Genomic DNA, 14,745 nt, shown 5'->3' with positions numbered 1-14,745 from the left:
CGTCCCCGTTTTATTTACGCCACGATCATCATGATGATCACGACGGCCAGGATGGCAAGATAGGCTTTTGAAAAGATTCCGTCAGGCAGCTTCTGTGCCCATTTTCTTCCGAATGGGACCCCGATGAACCCCCCTACCGTGAAACCGACAAGGGCGGGGAGATAAATGAATCCGATTGTGGATGCAGGCATATGGTCTACCTGCAAACCTGAAACCAAGTAGCTGATTGCCCCTACAATGGCGATGGGGAGGCCGAGTGGGGTCGCCAGTGCGACAGCATTCAGCATCCGCATCCCTTGCTTCCGGAGGAACGGGATGGTCATGACGCTCCCACCGATACCGAGGAGGGTAGAGATGAATCCGATCCCCGTCCCGAAGAAAGCCGAAGCCTTCTTCCCAGGCAGCTGGAAGTCATCGTCCTCCCGATCCGAGGTGAACGTCTTCTTCACGAGGTTGCTGATCAGGATATAGCCGAGCAGGGCGATGAAGAGGATCCTCAGAACCTCGCTATCGATGAAGATGGCCACGATTCCACCGATGAGCGATCCAATCGCAACGAACCAGGCCAGCTTCTTGAAGACAGACCACTTGATGTTCCCTTTACGGGAGTGATTATAGGTTGAGTTGAATGAGTTGATGATCATGACGGCAAGGGATGATCCGATGGCTGTGTGCATGAGGTATTCATGAGGGATCGTGTCGGGCAGGAATGCATACAGCACCGGTACCACAACGAAGCCTCCACCGAAACCGAACATACTTGAGAGGATCCCGATCAGGATCCCGATCAAGCCGAACATGATAAGAGAAATAGTCATGTTGACACCTTCCTTGTTGGATTGAGGCAGCTTTATCTTTTTAGGATACGCTACTTTTTGGCATTCAACAAGGCGACATTCCCATCACTGCTTGTCGCGGATCTGATCTCTTACCTTTTTCACGAAATCATTTACGGGGTATTCCTCCAGCTTCTCGCTTCCGTAGCACCGGACGGTCACGGAGCCACTCTCCTTCTCTTTATCTCCAAGCACAAGAATATAAGGAACTTTTCGCATTTGTCCTTCGCGGATCTTCTTCCCTAGCTTTTCATTTCTATTATTCAAAGAGGCGCGGATCCCTGCCTGGCGAAGTTTCAGCAGAACGCTTTCGGCATATGGAGTGTGCGCGTCTGAGACGTGGATGACCTCGACCTGCTTAGGTGCGAGCCATAGGGGGAACGCTCCTCCAAAGTGCTCGATTAGGATGCCGAGGAAGCGGTCAATGGAACCGAAGACGGCACGATGGATGACAACCGGGCGCACTTTCTCATTTTCTTCATTCACGTATGTCAGATCGAACTTCTCGGGAAGCTGGAAGTCGAGCTGGACGGTCGCGCACTGATGGCTGCGCTTGATGGCATCCCTGATGTGGATATCGATCTTCGGTCCATAGAAAGCTCCGTCTCCTTCATTGATTTTGTATGGAACACCAATCTTCTTCAATACGTTCTCCAGAGCAGATTCCGCTTGGTCCCACAGATTCAGATCCCCCATGTACTCATCCGGACGGGTGGAAAGTTCGATTTCGTAGCTGAATCCAAATACTTGGTATACATGGTCGATGATCTTCAAGGCAAGGGACACTTCTGCCTCGATCTGCTCTGGCGTTACAAAGATATGGGCATCATCCTGACAGAAGCTGCGGACGCGCAACAAGCCATTGAGGGCGCCGCTGAACTCGTGCCGGTGTACTTGTCCAAACTCTGCCATGCGGATCGGCAGGTCCCTGTAGGAGCGTAAACCATTCTTGAAGATCAGCATATGTCCCGGACAATTCATGGGCTTAAGGGCAAACGATTGATCGTCCACCTGAGTAAAGTACATATTCTCTTTATAATGATCCCAGTGGCCGGACTGATCCCAAAGGCGCTGGTTCATCATAAGGGGAGTGCGGACTTCCTGATAATCGTAGGATGTCTGGAGGTCCCTTAAGAAGGATTCCAGCTCCTTCCGGATCAGCTGTCCGTTCGCCAAGTAAAAGGGCATCCCCGGAGCTTCTTCCGAGAACATGAACAGGTCGAGCTCCTTCCCGAGCTTCCGGTGATTCCGCTTTTCCGCCTCTTTGAGGAAAAGGAAGTGATCTTCCAATTCCTTATTCGACGCAAAGGCAACCCCATAGACCCGTTGGAGCATACGATTGTCGCTGTTCCCGCGCCAGTATGCCCCTGAGACGCTCATAAGCTTGAAGTGCTTCACCTTGCCAGTGGATGGCGCATGGGGGCCGCGGCATAGATCATAGAAATCCCCTTGTTCGTATACCGTTATGGCTTCACCGGCAGGAATATCTTCAAGCAGTTCCAGTTTCAATGGATCATGAGAGAAGAGGTGCTCCGCCTCATCCTTTGTCACTTCTTTTCGGAGGACAAGGAGATCCTCTTTGACTATCTGTTCCATAATGTCCTCAATCTCCACCAAATCCTCCGGCACTAAAGCTTTTTCTATATCGATATCATAATAGAATCCGTTTTCGATCACCGGCCCCACTCCGAAAGAGGCGTCCGGATACAGTCGTCTGATAGCCTGGGCAAGGATATGGGCGGCCGAATGGCGTATGACACCGATTCCCTCCTGAGACCCGGCATCGTAAATGGAAATGTCAGCATCCTCCAGAATCGGTCGTGTCAAATCAACCGTCTTTCCATTCACACTCCCTGCTACGGCTTTTTTGCGTAAGCCCGGGCTGATCGACTGAGCGATATCGGTCAGTGTGACACCTTGTGGGAATTCTTGTTGTTGACCATCTGGAAATTGAATCCTAACGTGTTGATTTGACATCTTCTTTGTCTCCTTTTCTATAAAAATAAAAAAACACATGACGTCCCAAGAAGGGACGAGCATGTGTTGATTACCCGTGGTTCCACCCAAATTCCCACCGCAAGCGGTGGCTCATTGAATATGCTGTAACATCGCATAAAACGGCACAAGTTTCCAAGCGCGGCTCAAAGGGAGTAAAACCGGATGCTGCATTGGGGAGCTTTCAGCCGTGTCTCCCTTCTCTGTAAACCGTTCATCCAGCCTCGTATCCTCGTCATGGCCGAGTCGATTGATTAAATTGTTACCAACTATACCAGAGGAAGAAAATAATGTAAATACTTTATTTTCCTGATGGCTTTGTTAAAGTTTAATGTTGATTTATCACAATTTTAAAAGGGCTATAAAAAGCCATTCATTATTCGTAATAATAAGCATTTGTCCAATGGTAATCTTTACCTTTTCTTTTACACCATTTAACAAAGTCCTTTTTTGTTCTTTTTTAAACATCATCCAATCATTCAAAAGTTCTCTATAATAGTTAATTTTGTCATCATTATTCTTCCTGGTTTGTTGGCATTTTACCTTATCATTTAACTCCTGTAACTTGGTAATAAGAATAGAATCTTCTTCAATATTGCCCAGATATAAATCTTCAGATATATGGTGAAACGCATACCAAAGAGAGTAAAAATTAATATCAATTAGTTTTAACAATGATAATTGTTCGCTTTTGCCACCAAGTTCAATTGCATTGTTTAAGTATTCAATCTGTTTTTCGGTTTGTAAAAACAAACCATACCACCTATATGGTCTTGGTTCTTTAGGATTTTTCTTAATCCATTCCTCAAGTAAAGGCTTTAATAAATTTTCTTCTAAAGGATGAACAAGTAAGTGGTGAATATTGTCTGATAATTCAAATAAAGTAAATAGCCAACAAGCGAAATTCTGTTGTTTATCATTATCCCATTCCTTTGCTTCATCTATAAATGAGGATAATGCTTTAAAGGATTCCTTCCGTAGCCCTTTTTCTTTGAGGACACAAAACTTTTTGAATAAAGGGTATTTATCTAATCTGTCGTTTTTCAAGACATTCGTATAAATATCTTCCATTTTGCACTTCCCATCTCGTTTCAAATTAGTCGAACGTAACGAAAAACCTATATGTTAAATTTGGACAGACGCCCGCAACATTTACATTGATGCCGTTGCCGACCCTTATATTTTCCGAACCGAACAGTGTCCTCATTGTTCATCGGAATACGTCAAGAATCCGGACAAGTATCAACATTTACCTTTAACAGAGCTTTCCTGATAAATATGCATACTATCATGAAATAGTGTTCGAGTATCTGCCGCTGGGCAGTCATGATTTCCATTATTCATAGTGCAGGAGTTTCAACTAAATGGCCGTGAATAAAGCCTTTGGATGATGATGAAGAGGGAGATTCCTGCAAGGGCGGCAAGGATCCATTTCCTTGTTCCTGTCCATTGAATGACATGATATACCGAGAATCCCTCTATTAAAATCGATCTTGCCAAGGGAGCTTGCCGCAACAAATACCGTCCACGGCGTTTTGCCGATGGCTGCGATGAACGTCACTAAACCCGATGGGATAAAGGGCATGATCCTCAGGGAAAGGATGAGGATGAACGATTCTTTCCCTGAGGCACCTAACAGCTTCTGAACTTTAGGATGGGTGAACCCCTTCCAATCCTTCAGCTGCCTGAATCCTTTACGATACAGGAAAAAGGCGATGATGGCCCCGAATACCTCCCCGATGAAGGACACGCCGATTCCACCCCAGAGGCCGAATACAGCGAGGTTTGCAGCAGTCAAAAAGACGCTAGGAACGACGCCCAGAACGCTGATGACAATGTTCAATGCAATGCTGATGACGACGGCTATCGACTCATATGCAATGAAGAGGTCGATCGTCTGCTGCTGCCAATTCACTCGTCGTCCCCTTGACGATCCATGACGATTCCCTGGAGCTTCTGCGCGATGTCGCGCATTTGCTTCGTTTCTTCGATGCTTAATTGTGCGTAATAGTGATCAATGATGTATTGATCGACGCGTTCATATTCTTTGAAATAGTCTTCTCCTTTATCTCCCAGGGTCAAAAATGTTTCCCTTCGATTGTCTGGATTAATGGAGCGAGTCACAAATCTGTCTGATTCAAGTTTTTTAACGAGTTGGCTGACAGAGCTCATGGAAAGGTCGAATTGGTCCGCTACGTCCTGGATTTTTGTCTTCTTGACTTCGTACACGTATTTCATGATCATGAACTGCTTAGGAGGGATATCGTGGTTCAATTTCGCGAAATGATGTTTCAGAAGATAGCTGTTGATGGAGTTGAAGATGGATACAGCTTCTTTGATATAGGCAGCTTGACTCAAGTTTATTCACCTCTAATAGTTTATGTAGTTAAACTATTAAACATATTAAAACATTAGGGAGTATCGGTCAATCACAATTTTTTTGAGAATCCCTATTGTATATATTGTGTATATTGTATATATTATTACATATAAAGTAAAAATTGAGAGGTTCAGGTATGAAAATCCTAATTTCAAATCGCTCCAAGCAACCGATTTATGAACAGATCAACGAACAGGTGAAGGAGCAGATCATGTCGGGGCATCTTCCAGCCGGAAAGAGCCTGCCATCCATGAGGCAGCTGGCAAAGGAACTAAGCGTCAGCCTGATTACGACGAAGCGTGCGTACGAAGAGCTTGAGAAGAACGGATACATCTACTCTGTTGTAGGGAAGGGATCGTTCGTTGCGGATCAAAACAGCGAGCTGATCAAGGAGGAGAAGATGAAGGGGATTGAAGAGCAGCTCTCTTCAGCCATCCGGAGCGGGAAGGAAATGGGGATCCCGCTTTCGGAACTTCAAGAGTTGCTCGATATGTTATATAGGGAGGAAGACTGATGGAGAATGCAATTGAATTGAGGAATGTGGAGAAACGATTCAACGGCTTTGAGATCAATGATTTTTCACTCGAAGTGAAGAAAGGGTTCATTACAGGACTGATCGGGGGGAACGGGGTCGGAAAATCCACAACGCTCAAGATGATCCTGAACCTGTTGAAGCCGGACCGTGGAGAGCTGAAGGTTCTCGGTATGGACTACAGGAATCATGAAAAGGAAATAAAGGAACGGATCGGCTTCGTATTTGATGAGAATGTCTTCTACGAGCAGCTGACACTCCATGAAATGAAGAAAATTGCGAAGTGGTCCTATTCTAGATGGGATGATGATGTGTTCGAACAGTATGTCACGATGTTCCAGCTCCCCTTGAAGAAAAAGCTTAAGACCTTCTCGAAAGGAATGCTCATGAAGGCTTCACTGGCTATCGCATTTTCCCATCACGCAGAACTCATCCTGATGGATGAACCGACGGCAGGTCTTGACCCCATATTCCGCAGGGAGCTCCTCGATATCCTGCACAGCGTGATGGAGGAGGGAGTGAAGACGATCCTTTATTCCACCCACATCACGACGGATCTAGAAAGCGCGGCCGATTATATCACGTTCATCCATGGTGGCCGGCATATTTTCACGAAGCCTTATTACAAGATTGAAGAAGATTATGCATTGGTCAAGGGCGGGCTTGAACTGCTGGATGCAGACACGGAGAAGGAATTTGTCAGCTTCAAGAAAACGAAATTCGGCTTCGAAGCCCTGACGGCAGACCGGGTGAAGGCCGAGGACCTCTTCGGTGGCCACGCCCTTATCGAGGCACCGACGTTGGAGGATATCATGTATTACACGAAGAAAGGGGACCGGTTCCATGCTTCAGTTGATTCGTAAGGACTTCATGCTCCACCGGAATATCCTCGTCATCCTATTGGGCGTCTTGATCATCTATCTCGTCCTGGGGGCTCCGCCGATCTGGGTAGGGCTTGTCTTCATCCTGGTCCTGTCGATGTCGACCTTTGGGAATGATGAGAAAACGACGATCAATCTCTTCTTGAATTCCCTTCCGTTCACCCGTAAGGAAATCGTCAGTTCCAAGTATCTCAGCGTCCTGATCTATACGGTTGCCATCACAATCCTGCTATTTTTAGGGAGTCTGCTCATTCACGGCAGGATCATGGAATGGCAAGGGATCGTCTTCATGACGATGCTGTCCCTCCTGTCCCTTTCCTTCATGCTCCCGTTTGCTTACCGGTTTGCATCCAAGTACCTGATGATTGCCTCACTGGTCCTTTTCGCGGCTTACTTTGCCGTCGTGAATGTGTTCATCCTCAATTTGAATGACATCATAAGGGAATCTGTCGGGACGCTGATCTCCCTGGAAAGTACCGCCCCCTATCTGATTGTCTGTGTGGCGGTCCTGGCGATCTTCGCGCTCTCGTGGGTCCTATCGATCCGGATTTATGAGAAAAAAGTATTTTAGCCTGATCCGCTCATATTAATCCAGCTTCATGGAGACAATACGCGTGAAGATTCATTGAGGAGGGCGTATTGATGACGAAGCATCCAAGACTCTTGTTGTGGTTGATATTGCTGGTTCCCTGGTTGACAGTTCCATTTCTCGGGAAGGAAACGATCAAGCGATTCGGATTGACCAGCTTGTTTATAAGTGTATTCATCAGTTTGGAATCAATCCTCGCCAAGAAGAGAAAGTGGTGGTGGTTTTATGAAAAGCTATTCCCAGGGGCATATGGAGAAATGCCGCTCGTGTGGGGACAGTTTCTCATTGGAACCCTCTGGATCATGAAATTTTCTTACGGGAAGATATTCCGTTTCTTGCTGACAAATTTTGTGACCGATCTGTTCTTCATTTATCCATTTTCAGCTTTTCTTAAGAGACAAGGGCTATTCTCATATGTCAGGTTAAATCAGATTCAGGTGTATGGTGTCTTTTTCTTGAAGTCGATTTTGATATATTTGTTCCAGATGGTACAAGATTCAATTGGAAAAAAGTCGCATATAGAATGATACAAATAGGACCCGGGGCTTTTACAAGCTTCTGGTCTTTTTAATGTAAAATTTGCAGGAAACGTTCACTGGTTGTAAAATTACAACAATAATGGATAGATTATGTTTAATGAGGTGGCTCATGAGTCAGTCGGTATTAGAAATCAGCAATTTACATAAGCAGTACCAAGGTGCGGGACACGAGGTGAACGCCCTGAGGGGGGTATCATTTTCCCTGGAGGAGGGGGAGATGCTGACCATCATGGGAACGAGCGGTTCTGGAAAGAGCACGCTCCTGAACATCCTCGGGGCACTGGATGAGCCGAGTGCAGGTACCATCATGTTGAACGGAGAAGAGACCACCCGGTTTTTCAAGGAACCGGATGCCACCATCTACCGCCGCGACCACATCGGATTCATCTTCCAATCCTTCAATCTTCTGAAGGATCTGACGGTCGAAGAAAACATCGGACTTCCCTTGGTGTTGAAAGGCGTGGGGAAGAGTGAAGTGAAGCAAAAGGTAGATGAGATGCTGGGTCTCGTGCAGCTCACGGATTGGCGTAAGCACAGGCCGGTTGAGCTATCCGGTGGGCAACAGCAGCGTGTGGCCATCGGCCGTGCCCTGATCACGTCACCACCCATCATCCTTGCAGATGAACTGACGGGTAACCTGGACTTCAATACAAGCAGGGATATCCTACATATGCTAGTCGAACTGAAAGAAACATTCCAAAAAAGTGTCATCGTTGTCACCCATGATCCGAATGTTGCGACCTATGGGGACCGGGTCCTCTTCTTCCATGACGGACAGATCGTGGATGAACATCGATGTACGGGCGAGGGCGACTTGTCACAAATTCTGAATAAGTTTCAGACAATCATGGAGCTACGCAATCAATGAGGGGCATGAAGACGATCTTCGCCACCTCCATGCGCTTCCTGAGGGCAAATCCGTTCATTACCCTGTCTTCGATCCTGAGCGTCTGCCTTTCCATTTCCCTTGTTCTCACCATGATGATGTTCGCCATGAATGCCAAGCAGTCGGTGAAGGATGAAGTGACGGAGATGTTCGGGACGATGGATCTGTCTGTCGGATATGATACCGCCGATAACGGGTTCATCGATCAGGATTTCCTTGACCGGCTGACCGCAATGGAAGGTGTAGAAGAGACGTCCAATGTCCTCATCTCCCAGCTCGCCCTTTCTTCATTCGGAGGGGAAGCCCCTACGTACAGTCTCGGGGTCGGTACCGATGAGCTGGTCAAGAGCCGCTATCATTTCAAGAAAGAGGTGGGGGGAGGTGAGATCATCATTAATGAGTCCCTTGCCAAGGCCCTAGGAGTGGGAGTAGGGGATGAGTTGACGGTGGAAGGGAAGACCCTTTCCTTGATTGAGACGTTCAAGGACAATACGGGCACTGGGGTGGTGCCCGATATCCTGATTCTCTCTTATGATGACGTGAAGCGCTTCATGGGTGGGGACATCAAAGCCACCTATGTACTGGTGAAGACGTCAGCAGGAACAGACAATCTCAAGCTTGCGACGCAAATCAAGGGATTGGATGAGGGACTCCGCGTCGAACTGGCAGAAGAGAACCCGTATCTGACAGCGAATCTATCATCCCTCTCCATCTTTATTTATGTCCTTAGCTTCTTCGTCCTGATCGTGACTTCACTCCTGATCATCTCGAACTTTGAAACGTTCTTATACAAATATAAACAGCAGTTTGCCATCATGAGGTCGATCGGGGCAACCGCGAAGCAGCTCTTCGGAATCATTTTCATTCAAAGCAGTGTCATCACGGCAACAGGCGCCTTCCTTGGTGTGGGGCTCGCTTACCTCAGTCAGCGCTATGTCCAGGGATTCCTCCAGGATTGGATGGGCATCGCTGTGGCACGTGGAGACTTCCATACCGGTACCGCCCTTTGGGTGACTGTGGCATGTGCCTTCCTGATCCAGTTGTTCCTTCTGATCCCGGCCCTTAAAAACGGGAAGACCCTTCCATTGAAGGTCATGCAGGAGAATGAGGAGCTGTCGTTCTCCACCAGTGGCAGGAGGTTCATAGGCAGGGCCCTGCTCATCATAAGCATCGTCGTGCTGGTATTCGGAAAGCTGGTGGCGGTGGACGAGGAGAATCAGGTGTTGTGCGTGCTTGCTGCCGCGACAATCTTCACCCTTTCCATATTCGTCCTGTTCCCACTCTATCTCTCACCGATCCTGAAGAAGAGCGCGCCCTTCCTGCGGAGAGTTGCCGGAAATGCTTCCTACGTCGCAATCCGGAATGTCATTCCCCAGGTGAAGAAAAATACATTCGTGATCCTGACGGTGAGCATGATGATGATCATTGCCGTATTTGGATCCGTCATGCTGACGACGATCCAGAACAATGAAGCCCTGTATCTAAAGAGCCAGTTTCCGACTGAAGTCGTGTTGCAGTCAAGACTGGAGTCGACATCCCTTGATCCATTCAAACTGAAGGAATCAGTCGAAGAAAAAATGCCTGGTTCTGAAGCAAGCTTCATCAGTACCTATACAGGGGCCGCCCTTATGGAAGGGGATTCCCGCTTGGACGTGACGGTCCTGAGGGGTGATCTGGATGGGATGGTGAAGCAAGGATTCATCGATGAATCATCCAGTCATGAGGACGGTGTGATTGTCTCTGAACCTTTTGCCAGGAAGCATGATTTGAAAGCGGGGGACCGCCTTCAATTGGAAGCATTCTCGAATGATTTGGAGGATTATGTTCCGTTGAACCCTTTAAAGGTAGCCGCCATCGAAGGTGAGTTATTTGATACGGATATCCTGTTGGATTGGAAGGACGATACGTTCAGTGACGCAGGATTTGCGAGGATGTTCGTCAGCGGAGGGGATCCCGGGCAACTGGAATCATTGAAGGGTGAGTTTCCGGAACTGCAAGTCCACTCGTACGGGCAGTCAGTTAAAGAATCGAATGAAATGTTCCAACAGCGCTGGTCCATCTTCATCATCTTCCTTGGCGTGATGCTTCTGAGCGTCACAATCGGTGTCTTCAACACCCTATTGAACAATATTCATTCGAAGCGTAAGGAGTTTGCCATATTAAGGACCCTGTCACTTACCAGGAAAGGAATCATCAGTGTGATCCTCACACCGGTGCTATTATACATCATGATCGGATTAAGTCTTGGTATCGTGGTTGGAGCCGTCATCTCCTATATCATCAATATCATTGATCCGGGACCGCTGGCCATTGACTACGGCATCATAGGAGGGATTGTCCTTACGATGGTGGTGACGACCCTGATCATATTCACCCCTCTCGCCTACCGCATGGGGGGAAGGAAGCTGACAGAAGAATTGAACGAATAAGCCCTGATTCTGTCACATTTGGACGCATCCGGATAGGGTTGTTTTCAAGGCTGTTGTGTTACAATGGGCGTATCAATATCCATGAAGGGTTGGTTATACATGAAGAAATTCTGGATCATTTTGGGTATGATCTTATTGTTCTTTATTTTCGGTGGTCTGATCACGATGTATATCACGGGTAACGTGCTGAATTGATAAATTGCCTGGGAACGCTTGAATATAAGCATTCCCAGGTTTTATTGTTTCACGTGAAACGCTTTCATTTATGCATGACGATCCTAGTGTTATTGTTTGTGAAGGAGTGCCGTTCATAAAATCCCTCCGCAGGAGATCCCGGCGAGGTGAGGAGGTAGATCGACTCAATTCCTTCACGGTTCAGTTCCTTTTCCAAGTGAGAGAGGAGCGTGGATCCAATTCCTTTTCCCTGGATGGATGGGTCGACGCAAAGCTCCGCGATATAGAAGGTCATCCCTTTTGATGTCCTTTTGGCATTCCCTGCAATGAAGCCGGCGGGCTTTCCATCAATGTGGAGGGTATAACCGCGGAATTTTGGTGTGCTCAGGAGGTCCGACAGCCGTTCCTCTGCTGACTCCACGGTCCATGTCTCGTTCCAGGGTGGAGAATTGAATACATCGATGTACAGGTGGATGCAATCAGTTAGTTTTTCTTTGGTAAGAATCGTTAGTGATGACATTGTGCTGCCGTCCTTTCTAAAAACTATGATTGTGTCTCGTTCTAATAGTAGACTATTTTCAAAAAAGCAGAAAGAATAAGAATTATAGTTGACTTAATCAACTATTGGTATTATCATGTAAACAAGGAAGTGATTCTATGAATAAAGAAAAGCAGAGTGAGATGCGCGAAATGCTTCAGCAGCTTGTCAGGGATTTCGGATTATTGCAGCGAGATGGATCCGATTGTTGCGGGATCACGGTAACGCAAAGTCATATTGTGTATGAGCTTCAAAAAAGTCCTGCTATCTCCCTTCAAACGCTGGCTCAAAAGCTGGTGATGGATACGGGTATGCTAAGCAAACAAGTAAACAAGCTTGTAGAAATGGAGCTCCTCACCCGGACAGCCGATCCAAAAGACCGGCGCTACGTGCTCCTTGCCCTGACAGATACAGGTGAAGAGAAAGCGGACGAAATTGCTGGTCAGATGCTCCAATACATCGGGAATATCTTTCAGTTCATTGAGCCTGCGAAACATGATCAGGTCATGGAAAGTATGAGTCTCCTCCTCTCGGCTATGCGCCAGAACGGAGGAAATGGAAGCTGCGCCACTTGATGGGAGTGGTGTTGCTTTAGGGCTAATAGTTGATAAAGTCAATAAATGATTAATTCAAATGGAGGTGGTGGAGTGATTCGTCATGCTACAGAAAAGGACCTACCAGCGATCCTGTCGATATACAACGAGGGGATTGAAGACCGGATTGCCACGCTGGAAACGGATCAAAAAGACGCAGTCTACATAAACCAATGGTTTCAAAGTCATAAGGGGCGATACATCGTACTGGTTTCTGAAGATATGGGTGGAATTAACGGATATGCAAGTATTCAACCGTACAGCCCGCGGGCGGCCTACGCCGGGGTGGGCGAGTTGTCGGTTTATATCAGGCGAGGAGCAAGAGGGCAAGGGATCGGCGGGCATCTTCTGAGGAACCTGGAGGAGGAAGCGGCCAAAAAACAGTTTCAAAAACTTGTCCTCTTCACCTTCCCGTATAATACCCTTGGGCAAGGGCTCTACAGGAAACGTGGATACCGGGAAGTGGGAATCTTTAAGGATCAAGGAATACTGGATGGAAAATATGTCGATGTCATGATCATGGAAAAAATTCTACCAACTAACCAAAAGGAGAGAGAATAATGAACCAATCACCTCAATTACCAGTTGCCATCATCGGAGCTGGACCAGTCGGATTGGCGGCTGCCGCTCATCTTATCAGTTACGGTCAACGGTTTGTTCTATTTGAAGCAGGAGAAGCGGTCGGAGCGAATATCAAGACGTGGGAACATATCCGCCTCTTCTCACCTTGGAGGTATAACATGGATAAAAAATCAGTGGAGTTGTTGAAACGCCAAGGGTGGCAAGAGCCGGATCTGGAAGCGCTGCCGACAGGCCGGGAGCTGGTCGATGACTACCTCATTCCCCTTTCTGAGACCGTTGGGATAAAGTCTCATCTTGAACTGAATGCAAAGGTTTTGTCGATCAGCAAGAAAGATCGCGATAAGATGAAGACGGCAGGCCGTGATGAAGTCCCGTTTGTCCTCTACGTCGAGCGTGACGGGGAAGTCTCCAAGGTTGAAGCGCAGGCCGTCATCGATGCTACGGGGACCTGGGGGAACCCGAACCCGGCCAATTCAGATGGTGTCTGGCTTTCCGGTGAGCGACGTGCCAACGAACGATCATTCTATGGCATGCCGGATGTGACGGATAAACATCGTGAACGGTACTCCGGAAAAAATGTGGCTGTTGTCGGGAGCGGGCACTCCGCCATTAATGCCCTCCTTGAACTGGCAACACTGAAAGAAGTATACCCTGAAACGGGAATTGTCTGGATCATCCGTAAGAAAAGCGTCAGTGAGGCTTACGGTGGTGAGGAGAAAGACGCTCTTGCTGCCAGGGGAGAACTCGGGAGCCGCATCCATCGCCTCGTCGATTCCGGCATCGTCCAAGTATATGAAGGATTCAAGATCGAGCAAGTGAGGTCTGCTGATGATGGAACGTTGATCATCAAGAATGCCACAACTGAAATCAAAGGAGTGGATGAAATGATCGTCAATACGGGCAATCGTCCTGACCGCACCATTTTCAGCGAACTGCGGACGGCGATCGATGAAGCGACCGAAAGTGTGAAAGCCCTCGCTCCTCTCATTGATCCGAACGTCCACAGCTGCGGGACGGTAAGACCGCATGGTGAGAAGGAACTCAGTCAGCCGGAAAAAAACTTCTACATTGTCGGAGCCAAGAGCTATGGCCGGGCCCCTACATTCCTCATGGCAACCGGGTATGAGCAAGTACGGTCTGTGGTGGCACACATAAGCCAAGACGAAGAGGCCGCCTCGAAAGTGGAGCTGGAACTGCCTGAAACCGGCGTATGCAGTGTGACCTTTTCAAAACCGGCCACAACATCCTCCTCCTGCAGTGCATCAAGCTCCTGCAGCTGAGTGATGAAACACTGAAACACGGGGACGGTTCCGATGCGACAAAAGGTGGCGCATCGGAACCGTCCCTGTTCGTTATTTTATATAAGTCATTGATTATATAAGTGATTCGTTATATAATCCGTACATACAAATGAATGTGCAGGGAGGGGATTGGTGTTGACTACGATAGCAGTTATGGATGCAAAAAGGGTTTCGGCTTGTATGAAGACGCTTGGTGACCCGACGCGCCTGATGATGATGAAGCTGTTGAGCTCGGATGATTATTGTGTCTGTCAGTTCGTGGATATGTTTGAAATGAGTCAGCCGTCCATCAGCCAGCATTTGAAAAAGCTGAAGATTGCCGACTATGTGAATGAAGAACGAAGGGGTCAGTGGCGCTATTTTTCATTAAATGCCGCGTGTCCGGAACATGAATTGATCCAGCTGATCCTTCAACAAATTCCCGACAGCGATGAGGTACTTCAACAATTGAGATGCAGGGGCGAGAACGCAACCTGCTAGAGGAGGAATT

General features: G+C 47.6%; 15 protein-coding genes. 9 read left to right on the top strand and 6 right to left on the bottom strand.

Annotated features, from left to right (window positions below):
- Positions 1–14: 14 nt before the first annotated feature.
- From ABJ225_RS17010 to ABJ225_RS16990, 5 genes are all read right to left on the bottom strand, one after another.
- The gene (locus ABJ225_RS17010) at positions 15–818 is read right to left on the bottom strand and encodes a sulfite exporter TauE/SafE family protein (protein ID WP_218246791.1); all 804 of its coding nucleotides are present in this window, start codon (positions 816–818) and stop codon (positions 15–17) included.
- An 84-nt stretch (positions 819–902) separates the two neighbouring features.
- Positions 903–2,813 (bottom strand): threonine--tRNA ligase, encoded by a 1,911-nt coding sequence (gene thrS / locus ABJ225_RS17005; protein ID WP_218246790.1) that lies wholly within the window; start codon positions 2,811–2,813, stop codon positions 903–905.
- 360 nt (positions 2,814–3,173) lie between these two features.
- Complete coding sequence (locus tag ABJ225_RS17000; protein WP_347321176.1) at positions 3,174–3,902, bottom strand: hypothetical protein; 729 nt, start codon at positions 3,900–3,902, stop codon at positions 3,174–3,176.
- 289 nt (positions 3,903–4,191) lie between these two features.
- Positions 4,192–4,746, bottom strand: coding sequence for a TVP38/TMEM64 family protein (locus ABJ225_RS16995; RefSeq protein ID WP_347321175.1), 555 nt, complete (start codon positions 4,744–4,746; stop codon positions 4,192–4,194).
- Complete coding sequence (locus ABJ225_RS16990; RefSeq protein ID WP_218246787.1) at positions 4,743–5,189, bottom strand: MarR family winged helix-turn-helix transcriptional regulator; 447 nt, start codon at positions 5,187–5,189, stop codon at positions 4,743–4,745. The genes ABJ225_RS16995 and ABJ225_RS16990 overlap by 4 nt, the downstream gene beginning before the upstream one ends.
- A 158-nt stretch (positions 5,190–5,347) precedes the next feature.
- On the opposite strand from ABJ225_RS16990, the gene ABJ225_RS16985 reads away from it, so the two are divergent.
- From ABJ225_RS16985 to ABJ225_RS16965, 5 genes are all read left to right on the top strand, one after another.
- Positions 5,348–5,725, top strand: a complete 378-nt coding sequence (locus ABJ225_RS16985) for a GntR family transcriptional regulator (RefSeq protein ID WP_048004681.1) — start codon at positions 5,348–5,350, stop codon at positions 5,723–5,725.
- Entirely contained in the window at positions 5,725–6,606 is an 882-nt protein-coding gene (locus tag ABJ225_RS16980; RefSeq protein WP_347321174.1) for an ABC transporter ATP-binding protein, read from the top strand. Before ABJ225_RS16985 ends, ABJ225_RS16980 begins: the two co-directional genes overlap by 1 nt.
- Entirely contained in the window at positions 6,587–7,195 is a 609-nt protein-coding gene (locus ABJ225_RS16975; RefSeq protein WP_347321173.1) for an ABC-2 transporter permease, read from the top strand. The genes ABJ225_RS16980 and ABJ225_RS16975 overlap by 20 nt, the downstream gene beginning before the upstream one ends.
- 666 nt (positions 7,196–7,861) lie before the next feature.
- The gene (locus ABJ225_RS16970) at positions 7,862–8,620 is read left to right on the top strand and encodes an ABC transporter ATP-binding protein (RefSeq protein WP_218246786.1); all 759 of its coding nucleotides are present in this window, start codon (positions 7,862–7,864) and stop codon (positions 8,618–8,620) included.
- Positions 8,621–8,625: 5 nt separating this feature from the next.
- On the top strand, positions 8,626–11,067 hold the full coding sequence (locus ABJ225_RS16965) for an FtsX-like permease family protein (protein WP_347321172.1): 2,442 nt from the start codon (positions 8,626–8,628) through the stop codon (positions 11,065–11,067).
- 259 nt (positions 11,068–11,326) lie between these two features.
- Here the strand turns inward: ABJ225_RS16965 and ABJ225_RS16960 are convergent, their stop codons facing one another.
- Positions 11,327–11,761, bottom strand: a complete 435-nt coding sequence (locus ABJ225_RS16960) for a GNAT family N-acetyltransferase (protein WP_347321171.1) — start codon at positions 11,759–11,761, stop codon at positions 11,327–11,329.
- A gap of 137 nt (positions 11,762–11,898) precedes the next feature.
- Between ABJ225_RS16960 and ABJ225_RS16955 the strand changes: the two genes are divergently transcribed.
- The 4 genes from ABJ225_RS16955 to ABJ225_RS16940 all read left to right on the top strand — a co-directional run bounded on the left by ABJ225_RS16955 (position 11,899) and on the right by ABJ225_RS16940 (position 14,735).
- Entirely contained in the window at positions 11,899–12,354 is a 456-nt protein-coding gene (locus ABJ225_RS16955; protein WP_347321170.1) for a MarR family winged helix-turn-helix transcriptional regulator, read from the top strand.
- Between the two features lie 72 nt (positions 12,355–12,426).
- A complete protein-coding gene (locus tag ABJ225_RS16950) occupies positions 12,427–12,933 on the top strand; it encodes an arsinothricin resistance N-acetyltransferase ArsN1 family A (protein WP_347321169.1) in 507 nt (168 codons plus the stop codon).
- A complete protein-coding gene (locus ABJ225_RS16945) occupies positions 12,933–14,234 on the top strand; it encodes an NAD(P)-binding domain-containing protein (protein WP_347321168.1) in 1,302 nt (433 codons plus the stop codon). The genes ABJ225_RS16950 and ABJ225_RS16945 overlap by 1 nt, the downstream gene beginning before the upstream one ends.
- Positions 14,235–14,408: 174 nt before the next feature.
- A complete protein-coding gene (locus ABJ225_RS16940; RefSeq protein WP_347321223.1) occupies positions 14,409–14,735 on the top strand; it encodes an ArsR/SmtB family transcription factor in 327 nt (108 codons plus the stop codon).
- The last annotated feature ends 10 nt before the right edge of the window (positions 14,736–14,745 follow it).

Source organism: Rossellomorea sp. RS05, from assembly GCF_039822645.1.
Lineage (GTDB): Bacteria > Bacillota > Bacilli > Bacillales > Bacillaceae_B > Rossellomorea > Rossellomorea marisflavi_B.
The sequence above is the reverse complement of the archived record's forward strand: the minus strand, read 5'-3'. Positions and strand labels throughout refer to the sequence as shown.